This is a genomic window from Candidatus Eisenbacteria bacterium (assembly GCA_035712145.1).
In the GTDB taxonomy this organism is placed as follows: domain Bacteria; phylum Eisenbacteria; class RBG-16-71-46; order RBG-16-71-46; family RBG-16-71-46; genus DASTBI01.
Map to the genome: position 1 here is coordinate 21,509 of DASTBI010000041.1, position 13,670 is coordinate 35,178.

Annotated in this window: 11 protein-coding genes and 1 pseudogene; 2 read left to right on the plus strand and 10 right to left on the minus strand. The window is 69.0% G+C overall.

What is annotated here, in order from left to right; translation table 11 throughout:
- Positions 1–120: 120 nt before the first annotated feature.
- The 3 genes from VFQ05_02580 to VFQ05_02590 are packed head-to-tail and all read right to left on the minus strand — an operon-like array spanning position 121 to position 4,111.
- Positions 121–2,805: a CHAT domain-containing tetratricopeptide repeat protein gene (locus tag VFQ05_02580; GenBank protein ID HET9325639.1), complete on the minus strand. Its 2,685-nt coding sequence runs from the start codon at positions 2,803–2,805 to the stop codon at positions 121–123.
- Positions 2,802–3,413 carry a hypothetical protein gene (locus VFQ05_02585; protein ID HET9325640.1) on the minus strand — a complete coding sequence of 204 codons (612 nt, stop codon included), beginning with the start codon at positions 3,411–3,413 and terminating at the stop codon, positions 2,802–2,804. Before VFQ05_02585 ends, VFQ05_02580 begins: the two co-directional genes overlap by 4 nt.
- Positions 3,410–4,111 (minus strand): sigma-70 family RNA polymerase sigma factor, encoded by a 702-nt coding sequence (locus tag VFQ05_02590; protein ID HET9325641.1) that lies wholly within the window; start codon positions 4,109–4,111, stop codon positions 3,410–3,412. Before VFQ05_02590 ends, VFQ05_02585 begins: the two co-directional genes overlap by 4 nt.
- A 545-nt stretch (positions 4,112–4,656) precedes the next feature.
- Between VFQ05_02590 and VFQ05_02595 the strand changes: the two genes are divergently transcribed.
- Both VFQ05_02595 and VFQ05_02600 read left to right on the plus strand, forming a co-directional pair.
- Entirely contained in the window at positions 4,657–6,705 is a 2,049-nt protein-coding gene (locus VFQ05_02595) for a M3 family metallopeptidase (protein ID HET9325642.1), read from the plus strand.
- Positions 6,706–6,797: 92 nt separating this feature from the next.
- Complete coding sequence (locus VFQ05_02600; protein ID HET9325643.1) at positions 6,798–7,880, plus strand: hypothetical protein; 1,083 nt, start codon at positions 6,798–6,800, stop codon at positions 7,878–7,880.
- 21 nt (positions 7,881–7,901) lie between these two features.
- On the opposite strand, the gene VFQ05_02605 is transcribed toward VFQ05_02600, so the two are convergent.
- From VFQ05_02605 to VFQ05_02635, 7 genes and pseudogenes are all read right to left on the minus strand, one after another.
- A complete protein-coding gene (locus tag VFQ05_02605) occupies positions 7,902–8,198 on the minus strand; it encodes a FlgD immunoglobulin-like domain containing protein (GenBank protein HET9325644.1) in 297 nt (98 codons plus the stop codon).
- A 51-nt stretch (positions 8,199–8,249) separates the two neighbouring features.
- Positions 8,250–9,545 (minus strand): annotated as a pseudogene (locus VFQ05_02610) (hypothetical protein).
- Between the two features lie 164 nt (positions 9,546–9,709).
- Complete coding sequence (locus VFQ05_02615) at positions 9,710–10,537, minus strand: methyltransferase domain-containing protein (protein ID HET9325645.1); 828 nt, start codon at positions 10,535–10,537, stop codon at positions 9,710–9,712.
- A gap of 92 nt (positions 10,538–10,629) precedes the next feature.
- Positions 10,630–11,676: a lipoyl synthase gene (lipA, locus tag VFQ05_02620; protein HET9325646.1), complete on the minus strand. Its 1,047-nt coding sequence runs from the start codon at positions 11,674–11,676 to the stop codon at positions 10,630–10,632.
- A 1-nt stretch (position 11,677) separates the two neighbouring features.
- The gene (nadA, locus tag VFQ05_02625; GenBank protein ID HET9325647.1) at positions 11,678–12,835 is read right to left on the minus strand and encodes a quinolinate synthase NadA; all 1,158 of its coding nucleotides are present in this window, start codon (positions 12,833–12,835) and stop codon (positions 11,678–11,680) included.
- Between the two features lie 22 nt (positions 12,836–12,857).
- Complete coding sequence (locus VFQ05_02630; GenBank protein ID HET9325648.1) at positions 12,858–13,274, minus strand: DUF2203 domain-containing protein; 417 nt, start codon at positions 13,272–13,274, stop codon at positions 12,858–12,860.
- Between the two features lie 2 nt (positions 13,275–13,276).
- A partial coding sequence (locus VFQ05_02635; GenBank protein ID HET9325649.1) for an iron-sulfur cluster assembly accessory protein occupies positions 13,277–13,670 on the minus strand: 394 nt, incomplete at its 5' end.

A 13,670-nucleotide genomic window follows, 5' to 3' on the forward strand; every position in this document is an offset into this window, starting at 1 on the left:
ATAGGAGGGACGTCGGAAACGCGGCCTGGATAGCCGCTCGCGGACGCCCAGGGTGTCGATACATCGAGAATTCCCCCAGCGAGACGGCGTGCGGGCGGCATTCTAGCATGCTCTCGCCCCTCACTCCGCCCTTTCCGGCGCCATCGCGCCGGCGCGCGGCCCGCCCAGCACGACGAAGCCCGCCCAATCCAGCGGATGGGCATCGCCCGCCGCGAAATCGGCCTGCGTCGTGGAGACCGCCTGCCCCAGCGGAAGACCGGTGGCGAGGCCCCGGTAGACGTCTCCCATGAAGCGAGCGGCCGCCGAGTCGTCCACGTCCCACTGCGCCGCCAGCACCGCTCCCGCTCCGGCGAGCAGCAGACTGCGTGGAAAGCCGAACCACTCTTCGCCCGGCCGCACCAGAGCGCGTGCGGTCTGGCACGCCGAGAGCGCCACCCCTCGTGCCGAGAGCTTCAGGCCATCCAGCTCCTCGGCGAGCAGCCAGCGGTCGCTCAGGCGCACGCCAGACCGTCCTGCCTGGTAGACCCCGTGACCCGCGAAGTGGATCCAGCCCGCGCGCGGGGCCATGGCGAGGAATCGCTCGGCCGTCGCCTCCTCACCCGCCAGCACCACGGCGTCCGGCATGAAATGGCGGATCGCTTCGGCTTCGGCCAGCACGTTCTCCAGCTCCTCGCCAAGGGCGGCGACGACGAGCGGCGGCCCCGCGGCTCGACGGCTGCGCCGCGACGATCCCCATGCGAGCCGCAACCCCGGCACCAGGGTGATGCGTGACGCCGCGCACAGCGGGCGCCCGTCGGGCAGCGGCAGCGCGGCCCACGGAAGACGGCCGAGCGGGCCCGCTGGAACGATCGCGAGATCGGTTGGCACGCCCCCTTTGGCTTCGAGCGCCGGCCACAACGCCAGAGAGGCCACTTCCTCGAGCGCGGCCTTCAAGGCCGCGGTGACTTCGCGGCGGGAACGGGGCTCGAGCGCGGCGCGTCGCAGCTCGAAGAGGAGACCGTGAGAAAGCCGCGAAAGCTCGCCCTCCTCCACCACGCGCGGCATCATCTCGAGCCGCTCGCGCTCGACCATGAATCCCGACATCACGCCGCGATGGAGCGTGAAATCGAGCAGCGCGGACCCGTTGACGAGTCCCGCGCGCACGTCCCGGATGCCGAACGCGGGAGCGATCGAGGCCGAGAGCGCGCGTCTCACGGCAGGCTTGGCGGGGCGCTCGATCACGGCGCCGAGCGACGCGGATCGGGTGCCACGCTCGCGGTCTCGAGCCAGTCGTCCCGCCGCCCAGCTGCGGACGTCGTCGCGCGCCCGACCGCCTCGCCAGGCCGAGGCCAGCACGCGGCCACGTCCGCGCTCCAGCGCCTCGAATGCCGCCTCGGGCCGGCCCGCCTCCATCTCGAGCGCCGCGAGCTCCTGGTGCGGCCGCCCCCACTCGCCCCAGAAGCTGGCGCGCCATTGCTCGTCGAGAATGCCGGCTGCCAGTCGCTCCGCAGCCCTGGCCGCACGGATCAGGTGACGCCGCGCCGCGGCACGATCTCCTCGCCGCCGGGCCAGCTCGGCGGCGGCCACCAGAACCAGATAGCTCAGGCGGGCCGTAGGCCTTTGCCGTGCGGCGCGCCGCGCGCGCTCGAGCGTGGCGTGGGCACCGCGTGCGCCGGATTCGAGCCGCGCGTGCGTGAGCAGCGCGAGCGCGCAGCCTTCGCGCTCGGCATCGCCGGCCCACGCGAAGCGCCGCGCCGCGGACGCCAGCAGCGGCGCGGCGGACGAAGGACTCCCCTGGCTCCACCACGCGGTCGCCAGACCGACCAGCGCTTCGCCCGCCCACACGGCGTTGCCTTCGCCATGGAAGTCCGCCAGGGCGCGCTCGAGCCCGGCGCGCGCCGCGGCCCGCCGGCCGAGACGGAACTGCGCGAGCGCCGCGAACACTTCCGCCTTCGCGCGCTCGTAGATCATGCCGAGCTCGCGGAAGGACGTGATCGCCGTGCGCGCTTCCTCGAGCGCGCCGTCGTGATCGCCGAGCCGGAGCAGAATTTCCGAGCGATCCAGCGAGGTGAGCGCGACGATGGACGGCACGCCGTTCTGCCGCGCCTGCTCGCGCGCTCGCAGCAGGCCGTCGAGCGAGCGCTCGTGACGATGCTCGAGGAAATCGAGGTACGCGAGGTTGTACTCGGCGTTCAGCGCCTCGACCGGGAAGCCTCCCGACAGGCTCGAGCGGCGCGCGCCGCGATAGAGGCGCCGCGCTTCCGTCGTGCGTCCGAGCAGCGAGAGGCAGTTGGCGATGTTCCCGTCCACCATTCCGGAGCCGCGCGGGTCACCGGCGCGCGCCAGGTAGCGCCGGGCCTCGCGATAGCGCTCGAGAGCGACGTCCGGGCGATCGAGCCGGTGATAGAGATTGCCCTCGTTGTTGAGGAGTCGCGCCTGGGACATCCGGTCGCCGGCTTTCACCAGCGCGCGCCGTCCGCGCGCGGCCACCGCTTCGGCTTCCTGGTAGCGGCCCAGATACATGAGCGTGTCGACGAGACCGATGGCGCAGCGTCCCGTCTCGCGCGCTTCACCGGCCCGGCCGAACCAGTCTTCGGCGCGCCGGTAGGCGTGCGCCGCGGCAGGCAGACGGCTCAGGGCTCGCAGCAGGTGGCCGCGCAGGCGCCACAGCTCGCCGCGACGAGCGGCCGATGCGCCGCGGGTCGCCTTCCCGAACTCGCGCGACAGCATCGACCAGGCATCCTGCGGGCGGCTTCGCCTGAGCGCCTCGACGTCCGCGATCAGTCGCGCGCCGGAATCGTCGTCCGAGCGAGCGGTGTCCCTCATAATTCGATCGGAGGCAGGCGCCAGCCCTGTCCCGGTCCCTGCACGGTGACGCTCGTCTCGCCGGCCGGCACGCGCTCGATCGAGAAACGTCCGGCGGAATCGGGCCAGGCCATCGACGACTCGGCGCCGGCCGTCACCTCGATACGGTAGAGCGCAGGATCCGGCGCCGCGAGGCAGCCGCGAATGGTCACGGAATCTCCGGTCTCGGGCTCGGCCTCGAGCTCGAGCTCGTGTGCGTCGAGCGCGAAGCGCAGCCATCGCGCCTCGCCGACCGCGCGGCGCGCGGCGTGGGGGATCGGATCCTGACGCGAATCGAAGAGCAGGCGCGCGATCTGCCACGCGAATCCGGCGAATGCCGGACGCTCGGCCCTCACGCCGAAGACCTCGAGGGCTCGCGCGCGGATCTCGGAAGGCACGGGTGGCGTCCGATCGCCCCGCATGGCGACGGTCAGACGCCCCACCTCGTGCAAGAGCTCGCGGCAGCGCGAGCAGGATCCGGCAAGATGCTCCTCGACGTTGCGCCGGGCATTCGCATCCAGGCGTTCCTCGAGATAGTCGAGGATCAGTCGAACGTCGAGGTGTCGACGACCGATGGGCGGTCGCTTCATGCTCGGTCCTCCTGAACCGGCTGGCTGAGCCATTCCCCGAACACGCCCAGCCGGAAGCCTTCCGGCCCTCCGGTTCCTGAATCAAAGGTGGGCTCGCCGGCCTCGGTGATACGTGGGCCCTCGCAATAGAGCGCTCCCATGGCGGTCCGGAGCCGCTCGATGCATCGCGCACGAGTCGGTCCGATCGACCCCATGGGCACCCCCAGGCGTCGCGAAATCTCGGCGTAGGCGGGAGAGGGTTCCTCGAAATAGAGCGCCTCGAGCAGCCTCTGGCAGCGGGGAGCCAGCGCCGCCAGCGCCAGCCGGATCATGGCCTGCTCCTCGAGACGCTCGAGGTCGGCCCCGACCGGAGGCTCGTTGGCGGCCAGCCGTGGGATCTCCTCGGGAGCCACGGCGAGAGCGTGCTCCCGGCGCCGGCGCAGCGCCGTCGCCCGGGCGATGCGCTGGGTGGTGCTGGACAGCCAGCGCACGAGCGAGCGCGAGTCCTGAAGGCGCGGGAGCCCGGAGACCAGGGCGGTGAACACCTCCTGGAAGACGTCTCCGAGGTCGGCGTCCGAGAGTCGATATGAGCGGGCCACGGCGTAAACCAAGCGTTCGTGACGCCGCACCAGCGCTTCCCAAGCCCGCGCCTCGCCCGCCAGGCAGGCTTCGACCAGCCGCGAGTCCTCGACCGGGTCGAGGCGTGGGAGCGAGCTCATGGCGGCAGTATGCCACGCGCTCGCACGGGGTTCGCGCCCATGTATCAAAGCCGTGCCTCTTCCCACCTATGGAAGCGCGGGACCCGGTCGCCGACCAGGGTCGAGCCGCATGAGCGATGAAAGGCGAGGCTGGCGCTACTGCGCAGGCTCGCCTCGATGAAATGGGCGCGGCTTGGTTGCATGCCTGGAGCCCGTGTGGCCCGTCTTCGCCGGTCTAGGCCGGAGAAGGCGACCCTCGGGTGCGGCCGGCCGCGCACCAGCTCTTGACCTGTGCCGGCTTCCGGCGCCGGTCGAATTTCGGGTGGCTGAGGCGGCGGTTCTGAGGCTTGTTATCTGCCTGGAGACACAAGCTTCAGTCCGCTGCCTGGCCTCCCGGAGCCGCGTTCGGACCCCACCCACGCGCGTCCGTCCGCCTCTCTTTCCAGCGGGTTGTCCCTCCCGCGAAGCCTCGGCTACCGTTTCCGTCGGCATCCGCGCCCGCGGACGAACAAGGCCCGACGACGATCCCGGCTCGAACGGTCCGTGAACACCTAGAGGAGGCAGGTTTGAAACTCACCCGCTGGATTACGACGACGCTGGCGATCGCCCTGATGAGCTCGATGGCGCCGAGCGCGCGCGCCGCCGATGACGCTCCGTTCTGGACCGGCAAGCCCGACGCCGCCACCTTCACGAAGAAAGGCCTCGATCGCATCGAGGCCGCCAAGGCGTCGATCGCGAAGATGACCGCCGTGAAGGGCAAGCGGACCGTCGAGAACACGCTCACGCACTATGACGAGGCTCTGCGTCAGCTCGACATGGCCGGCTCTCAAGCCAGCCTGATCGAGAATGTCAGCACGGACTCCACGACTCGCGCCGCGGCCGAGAAGCTGACCCAGGACGTGTCGGCCTATGGCACGGAGCTGTCGCTCAACCGTCCGGTGTACGAAGCGCTCAAGGCGATCGACGTCAGCACCCTCGACGCCGAGACTCGCTACTACGTGCAGCACGAGCTGCGGGACTTCAAGCTCGCCGGCGTCGACAAGGACGACGCCACGCGCGCCAGGATCAAGGCGCTGCGCGAGGAGCTGGTCAAGATCGGCCAGGAGTTCGACCGCAACATCCGCGAAGACGTGCGCAGCATCCAGGCGACGCCCGCGGAGCTCGCCGGGTTGCCCGAGGACTGGCTCAAGGGGCATGCGCCGGGCGCCGACGGCAAGGTGAAGGTGACGATCAACTATCCCGACTACGTGCCGGTGATGACGTACGCCGCCAATGACGACGTGCGTCGCCGGCTGTACATGGAGTACAACAACCGCGGCTACCCCAAGAACGTCGACGTCTTGCGCCAGCTGCTCACCAAGCGCGACGAGCTGGCCAAGACGCTGGGGTTCCCGACCTGGGCGGAGTACATCACCGCCAACAAGATGTCGGGCAACGCCAAGACCGTGCGCAACTTCATCGACAAGGTGGTCACGGCTTCCGACGCCCGCGCGCAGCGCGAATACGAGATCCTGCTCAAGCGGAAGCAGAAGGACGACCCGAAGGCCACGGTGGTCCAGCCGTGGGAGTCGCTGCGCTATACCGACCTGGTCGGCAAGTCGGAGTACAACTTCGACTCACAGAAGGCGCGCCCCTATTTCGCGTACGACGAGGTCAAGAAGGGCGTGCTCGATCTCAGCTCGAAGATCTTCGGCGTGACCTACCGCCGCGTCGCGGACGCGCCGGTGTGGGATCCCTCGGTCGAGTGCTGGGAGATGCTGGAAGGCGGCAAGCTGGTCGGTCGCTTCTATCTCGACATGCACCCGCGCGAGAACAAGTACAACCACGCCGCGCAGTTCGACATCCGCACCGGCATCGCAGGCCGGCAGATCCCGGAAGCGGCGCTGGTCTGCAACCTTCCCGGAGGCAAGCCGGGTGATCGCGGGCTGATGGATCACGACGACATGGAGACGATGCTCCACGAGTTCGGGCACCTGCTCCATACGCTGTTCGCCGGGCATCGCAAGTGGGTGGGCATCGGCGGCATCCGCACCGAGCACGATTTCGTCGAGGCCCCCTCGCAGATGCTCGAGGAGTGGGCCTGGGACGCCAAGGTGCTCCAGACCTTTGCCAAGAACGAGAAGGGTGAACCGATTCCGACCGAGATGGTCGAGCAGATGCGCCGCGCCAAGGAGTATGGCGAGGGGCTGCGGACGCGGCGGCAGATGGTCTACGCGGACCTCTCGCTCTCGATCTACAACCGCGACCCCAAGGGCCTCGATCCCGACGCGGTCATGGCCGACCTGGTGAAGAAGTATCAGCCGTTCCCCTACGTGGATGGCACCCACTTCACCTGCTCGTTCGGCCACCTCGACGGTTACTCGGCGGTGTACTACACCTACATGTGGTCGCTGGTGATCGCGAAAGACATGTTCAGCCGGTTCGACCGGAGCAACCTCCTCGACCCCAAGGTGGCGATCCAGTACCGCAAGGCGGTGCTCGAGCCGGGTGGCTCCAAGCCCGCGGCCGAGCTGGTGAAGGACTTCCTGGGGCGTCCGTTCAACTCCACGGCGTTCGAGAAGTGGCTGAACCAGGAAGAAGGCAAGACCACGTTGAAGACCTCCACCATGGACTAGCGATCTCTCGATCGCGACCAGACGGCCGGCCTCCAGGGGCCGGCCGTTTGCGTTGGCTGCCGAGGCCCGCGTGACCCGCCGATAACCCGGGCATGAAGTCCACGTTCGAAGATGGCCGTCGCGTCGTCGAGCTGCGGCCTGTGGGGATGGCGCGCTGGTTCGAGGCCGGCTTCCTGATCTTCTGGCTGGCCGGCTGGGCGGCCGGCGAAGCGTTCGGCGTGTGGATCCTGGTCTCCGTCATCGGCGCCCTGATGAAGCTCCCGATCCACGGTCTCCCCAGGATCGGCGAGGGAAGCGCGGGGATGGCCGGCGCCCTGGCCATGCTCGGGTTCGGTTTGGTGTGGCTCTCGTTCTGGACGCTGGGCGGCGTACTGGCCGCGACTCGGGTGCTGCAGACGCTGTGGGGCATGGATCGCATCGAGTGGGACGGCGCCGGCGTGCGACGCATCTCGCGTCTCGGCCCGTTCCGGCGCACGCGTGACTTCTCCCGTGACGACATCCGCGGCGTGGCCTTCCGGCGCGGCGGCGTCGTGCTCGAGACCGCGCGCGCGGCCGTGCCGCTGACCAACCTGGGATCGCGCCAGGACCATGCCGAGCTCCGTGCAGAGCTCGAGCACTCGCTCGCTCTCCTCGAGCGCAGAGCGATGCCGGTCGACCTGCCGTCAGGCTGGGAGAGCGCTGTGGACCTGGAAGGCATTCCCGTGCTCCAGCGCAGCACGCTGCTCCGCCGCCGGCAGGCGACGTTCGTGAGCGCGATCTTCCTCGCGCTGGCGGCCGCTGCGGGGTTTCTCGTCGCCGGCGCACAGAACGGCAGCCACGCGCCCGCGTGGGTGCCCACGCTGGTGCTGAGCCTGCTGGCGGCCGTCGCGGGCGCCGGTGCTCTATGGCTGTGGTTCGGCGGCGAGGCGATTCGCCTGAAGCCCAGCCATGCCGAATTTCTGCGCTGGTTCGGCTCGCGCCGCTGGCTGCGCAGGTATGCCTCGGCATCGATTCGCCTCGAGCACAGCACCGACAGCGACGGCGACGACTGGTACAAGCTCGTGCTGCGCGGCTCCGCGGGAGCCAGGACGATCGCGAGCGCGCTGCATGACCCGTACGACCTCGAGCGTCTGGGCCGATGGATGGCCGCGCGCCTCGGCCGGGAGCTGGAGCTTCCCGGCGGAGTCCGGAGATAGGGCGCCCGAAAGCGCCCTGTTTCATCTCCTCAGCACCGTGATTCGGCGCGACCACATCTGGTCGCCGCGCTCCACGCGCACGAAGTAGACGCCCGGCGCCACACGCCGGCCGGAAGCATCTTCGCCGTTCCAGGCGACGCGATGGAGACCGACGTCCAGCGTCTGGCGGTCGAGAGGCCGCGCGATCAGCCGTCCGGCGGCGTCGTAGATCCCGAGGTCGACGGCTCCGCCACGGGGCATCTCGAGCTCGATGGTCGCTCCGGCGCCGGGATTGGCCCCCACCAGGCGAATCCACGAGTGCTCGTTCTCGAGGTCCATCGTCGCTCCGAGCTTCGGGGACTTCGATCCTCCGCCCACCGGAGCGTCACCCAGCGACAGCAGGTACTGCTCGAGCGCGTGCTTGTCGGCATCCGACAACGTGAGCGTGAACAACGAGTCGTAATGGTCGATCACGTCGGCCAGCGTGGCGAATCGGCCGTCGTGATAGAAGCCGCCCTTGGTGTGGGTCCACAGCCCCTTGAGAGGGGACGTGCGGTAGCGACGGTCGGGCGAGCGATCCGCCTGGAAGGCGTCGACGCCGATCTCTTCGGGACGGTGCATGTTGTAGCCCGGCTCGGTGAAGAGCGGCGGCACGTGACACTCCCCGCAGCGCGCCGTGGTTTCGAACAGCCTCTTGCCGGTGGCGGCGGCAGCGGCGTCGAATGATCCCTCGGGTGGCTTCGGCGCCGGAATCGCGAGCTGATAGAAGTGGAGGGCGGCGAGCTTGCCGGTGACGAGGTCGGGCGTGTTGCGCACGTGCCCGAAGCGTTCTCGTGCCGCGATCGGGAACCGAGTCGCGTCGTCGAGACGCGGATCGTAGAACGTTCCTTGCCCGCGCATCTGGAGGTTCGAGACGTACGCGTTCCAGTGCGTGACGGACCCCCAGCCGGTCCAGGTGTGGAGGTTGACGCCCGCGAGACCGAACGCCGGCGGGATCAGCGTCGCGCCCGAGCGTCCGGTCGGGCTGAACGCCTTGCCGTCGAGGTTCAGCTCGGCGTCGTACTTTCCGGGCCCCCAGCTCTGCAGCACCCGCACGACCGTGTCGACCGGAACACCGAGGAGATCGGCGAACGGCTGGAGGTTCGGCGCGAGCGAGACGATGGCGCCGACGTCCAGATCGCGATTGGCCCAGCCATCGAGCCGATGGCCCACTCCCATGGTGAGGCTGTTGTCCACGGTCGAGTGGCAGAACGCGCACTGGATGCCGATGGAGGAGAGCTCGCCACCGGTGAAGAACCCGGTGACTCCGAGCACCGCGTTGAGCCGCAGCAGCTCCAGAGTGACGGCGGGATCATCGAGATCGATGCGTCCTTGAGCAATCTGCTGCTGCAGATTCTTCGGCAGCGCGTCCACGTCGATCTTGAGCCCGACGCCGAGCGCGATGCGCGGGCTCACGGTGCGGATCGCCTCGTGGAGCCTCAGCACGCCTCCCCAGAATGCTTCGTCACCGAACGTGTCGTACCGGAACGTGCGGCGTCCTTCCTCGATCATCTGGGTGGCGGTCGTCGAAACGACCTGGTCGGCAGGCGCGCTCGATCGGTTCAATCGGCTCGCGAAGCCGACCAGGCCGAGGAGAGCGACCGCCGCGATCATGAAAGGCACGATACGGCGAAGGAGGGTTTGCATGACGCCTCCAAGCCGGCGGAGCGGGGCGCGTCCGAGATCGCGCGGCGAGCGAAGTGCGGTGTTGGTCCTGTCGCGAGCGCGCCGGATGGGTGGCAGAGACGCGGATCGCGGCCGAGCCTGGATGTCGGGAGGAATTCGATGCTAGGCCGATCGGCGCGGCCTCGTCACCAGGTATTTTCCGGAGGCTTTGGCCGTCTTCCCCAGGCCTGGATCGTGGTGGGCGTCACCATCGTCACGGCCTCATCCTCCAGGTACTCCTCGAGTTCCTCGATCCATGCATCGAGCTCGGAGGGTCGGGCCAGCCCGAGGCCTACGATGACCTCCCGCTGCGCGGCCGCCCAGGCCAGCGGGAGTCGCATGTGGGGATGCCGGTTGCCGAGCGTCAGCGCCGAGCAGCGCACGGAGACGCCTTCGAGCCCCGCGGCTTCCAGCAGATCGGGCGCCCTGCGGCCGACATTGGGATCACCGGAGTCCGCGATCGCGGCGGTCAGCGCCGCGAGCAGTCGCGGCCAGGCCGCGGTGGCCGGGCGGTAACGCCAGGAAGCCAGATCCGGCTCCTGAATGGCGACGAAGCCGCCCGGCTTCGCGAGGCGGGTCATGCGCGCGACCGCGGCCTCCGGGTCGACGAGATGGAGCGCGAAGCGAAGGTGCACGAGGTCGAAGGAGGACTCGCCGAGCGCGGGGTCGAGCAGATCGGTAACGACGAGCTGAACCTGGAGCTGGCCGGCTTCGAGCGTGGCGTGCTGCGCCTGTCTCGCGAGCTCGTCGCCGCGATCGGCGCCGATGACGAGGCCTTCGCTTCCGACCCGGCGAGCGAGGATGCCGAGGATGCCGGCCGGGCCGCACGCGAGATCGGCGCACTTCCATCCCGGCTCGACGCCGATCCGGTCGAGGAGGATCTCGGTCTCGGGCGCCCACACGTCGGCCTGAAGGGCCTGATGGACCTTCTGCGGCTCTTGGCCCGCGCGAAGCGGGGCACCTGGGCGGAGCACGGCGTCCTCCGTGGAATGACACCAGTGGAACACGTCGCGTCAGAGGAGTCGAGAGGTGCTTTGTAAGCGCGCGGCCGTAGCTCTCGGCGGACCTAGGCCCGGCTGCTCTCTCCTCTTCGGACGGTGCCGGCCAGCTCGTCGGCGTGGAAGCTGGAGCGCACGAGCGGGCCGCTGGCGCAGTTCTCGAAGCCGAGGCTCATCGCCATCTCGCCCCATGCGCGGAACTTGTCGGGGTGGACGTACTCGCGCACCGGAAGGTGGTTGGGCGAAGGGCGCAGGTACTGACCGATGGTGAGGAGCTGGCAACCATGCGCTCGCAGGTCGACCAGCGTCTGCTTCACCTCGTCGTCGGTCTCGCCGAGGCCGAGCATGATGCCGGACTTGGCCTTGATGACGTTGCTCCGCTCGCGCACGCGGCGCAGCAGCTCGAGCGAACGGCCGTAGCGGGCGCTCGGGCGCACCACCGGGTGAAGCCGCTCGACGGTCTCGATGTTGTGGTTGATCACGTCCGGCTCGGCCTCGATCACTCGCGCCAGATCGTCCTCGTGGCCGCGGAAGTCGGGGATCAGCACTTCCACCACCGTGCCGGAGCGCTCGCGGATCGCGCGGATCGTCATCGCGAAGACCGTGCTGCCGCCGTCCGCCAGGTCGTCGCGAGCCACCGAGGTGATCACGGTGTGCCGCAGGTTCATGCCCGCCACCGCTTCGCCCACGCGCCGTGGCTCGTCCCAGTCCACGAAACCATTCGGCCGTCCGGGGGCCACGGCGCAGAACCCGCAGCGCCGCGTGCACAGGTCGCCGAGGATCATGATGGTGGCGGTGCCGCGCGACCAGCAGTGTCCGAGGTTCGGGCAGCGCGCTTCCTCGCACACGGTGTGGAGCTTCTGGGCGCGCAGCAGCGCCTTGGTCTCGGCGTAATCGCCGGCTCCGGGCAACGCGACCTTGAGCCAGTCCGGCAGACGACGGAAGCCTCCCAGGCCATGCGCCGCGTCGGCGCCGACGCCGACTCCGGCGCCCGAGGCGCAGCCGCCGAAGCGCGGCGTGAGCGGCACGCGCTGGGGAACCGCAGGACGCGGCGCGCCATAGATCCTGATCTCGGGATGCGGTCCTGCAGACGCGTTCGGCAGCTCGTCGCTCATCTCAGTCCTTGGCCATCGCGGCGCGGCCGACCGCACCACTGCCTTTGAGCTCGAGCATGCGGTCCAGCGCCACGCGCGCGTGGCGCTTCACGTCCTCCGGGACGCGCACCGGGTTCACGACGTGGCCGTCGGCGAGATTCTCGAGCGACCACAGGAGATGGGCCGGATCGATCCGGTTCATGGTGGCGCATGGACACACGTTCTTCTGCAGCGAGCGGATGTTCTGCTCGGGATGCTCGAGAGCCAGCCGATGGACCAGGTTGATCTCGGTGCCGATCGCCCAGCTCGATCCGGCCGGCGCCTTCTTCACCTGCTCGATGATGTACTCGGTCGAGCCGACGAGATCGGCGCTCTGCACCACCTCGTACGCGCACTCCGGATGAACCAGGATGCGGATCGCGGGATCCTCGGCGCGCACTTCGTCGATCTGGCGGCGCGTGAATTTCGTGTGCACCGAGCACCAGCCTCGCCACAGCACGATGCGGATGTCGGCGCCGAAGCAGCGGGCATTCGCCTGATCGAGGTCGCGAGCCCGCCACTCCCATTCCGCGGTCGACTCGAGCGGCACGCCCATCGCCACCGCGGTATTGCGTCCGAGATGCTGGTCGGGGAAGAAGAAGGTGCGTGGCTTCCGGCTCCATGCCCACTCCAGGACGGCGCGGGCGTTGGAGGAGGTGCACACCACGCCTCCGCGCTCGCCACAGAACGCCTTGAGCGCGGCGCTGGAGTTCATGTACGTCACCGGCACGAAGCTGTCGCCGTGCGCGCGCGCCAGCCGATCCCACGCCTCTTCCACGTCCTCGAGGTCGGCCATGTCGGCCATGGAGCAGCCGGCCTTGAGGTCGGGAAGGATCACGGTCTGATGCGGCTGCCGCAGGATGTCGGCGGACTCCGCCATGAAGTGCACGCCGCAGAACACGATGAACTCGGCATCTTTCTGGGCGGCGGCGAGCTGGGAGAGCTTGAACGAGTCGCCGCGATGATCGGCGAACTCCATCACGCTCTCACGCTGGTAATGGTGTCCCAGGATCACCGCCCGGCGGCCGAGCCGGCGCTTGGCTTCCCAGGCCCTGGCGCGGATCTCGTCGGCGGCCAGCGCCGCGTAGTCCGAGAACGGACGGGCGCCCGGTGCGACCGGTGGTGCGACGAGCGTCTTCATGAGGAGGCCACCTCGCTGCGGCCTAATCGATCTCGCTCTGCAACGACTTCCGTTGCTCGAAGCCTCCGTCGAGCGGATGCCAATGCGAGACTTCGCGCTCGCCGAGCTTCCAGCACAGGAACACGAGGCGATCTCCGGCGAGCGCGTAGAAATCGATGAGCCCCTGGTCCAGATCCTTGACCACGCAGCCGTGGCAATGAATCGCCGCGACCTCGCGCGCGATGACTTCCTCCAGCGGACGCCTCTGGTCGTGAAGGCGAGCCAGCTCGTGGGTGTCGGGATTCTCCTTGGACGCTCCGGAAACCGCCAGGGTCAGCACCTGGATGCGGTTCTGCAGCTCCGCGAAGTCGCGCTTGGCCTGCGTGAGCCGTTGCATGCGGCCGCGCAGCTCGGGAAGGAGCTTGTTGGCTTCCTCCACCGTGAACGTCACCAGCTTCACGCCTACGATTCTCCTCCCGCGGCTTCCGCGGTCTCCGCGGTCTCGAACGAGTTGCCGCATCCGCAGGAACGCACCGCATTGGGATTTTGGATGGAGAAGCCGCTGCCCTGCAACGACTCGACGAAATCGATGTTCACGCCGTTCAGGACCTTGGCGCTCTCCGGATCGACCAGGACCTTCACGCCTCCGAACTCCCCGACCCAGTCCTCCGCTTCGATCTGCTGGGCCAGCGACATTCCGTACGAGAACCCCGAGCATCCGCCCTTCTGAACGAAGACTCTGAGTCCCGCCACCGATTCGCCCTGTTGCGCGATGATCTCGCCGAGCTTCCTGCTCGCCGCATCCGTCAAGGTCAGCATGTTCTCCCTTTCCTTCGGCCCTTCACGAGCGGCGGTC

Excerpts from the sequence above, each read along its gene's own strand:
- VFQ05_02590 (HET9325641.1), bottom strand. The coding sequence starts at position 4,111 with ATGAGCTCGCTCCCACGCCTCGACCCGGTCGAGGACTCGCGGCTGGTC.
- VFQ05_02600 (HET9325643.1), top strand. The coding sequence starts at position 6,798 with ATGAAGTCCACGTTCGAAGATGGCCGTCGCGTCGTCGAGCTGCGGCCT.
- nadA (HET9325647.1), bottom strand. The coding sequence starts at position 12,835 with ATGAAGACGCTCGTCGCACCACCGGTCGCACCGGGCGCCCGTCCGTTC.
- VFQ05_02585 (HET9325640.1), bottom strand. The coding sequence starts at position 3,413 with ATGAAGCGACCGCCCATCGGTCGTCGACACCTCGACGTTCGACTGATC.
- VFQ05_02580 (HET9325639.1), bottom strand. The coding sequence starts at position 2,805 with ATGAGGGACACCGCTCGCTCGGACGACGATTCCGGCGCGCGACTGATC.
- lipA (HET9325646.1), bottom strand. The coding sequence starts at position 11,676 with ATGAGCGACGAGCTGCCGAACGCGTCTGCAGGACCGCATCCCGAGATC.
- VFQ05_02605 (HET9325644.1), bottom strand. The coding sequence starts at position 8,198 with ATGGACCTCGAGAACGAGCACTCGTGGATTCGCCTGGTGGGGGCCAAT.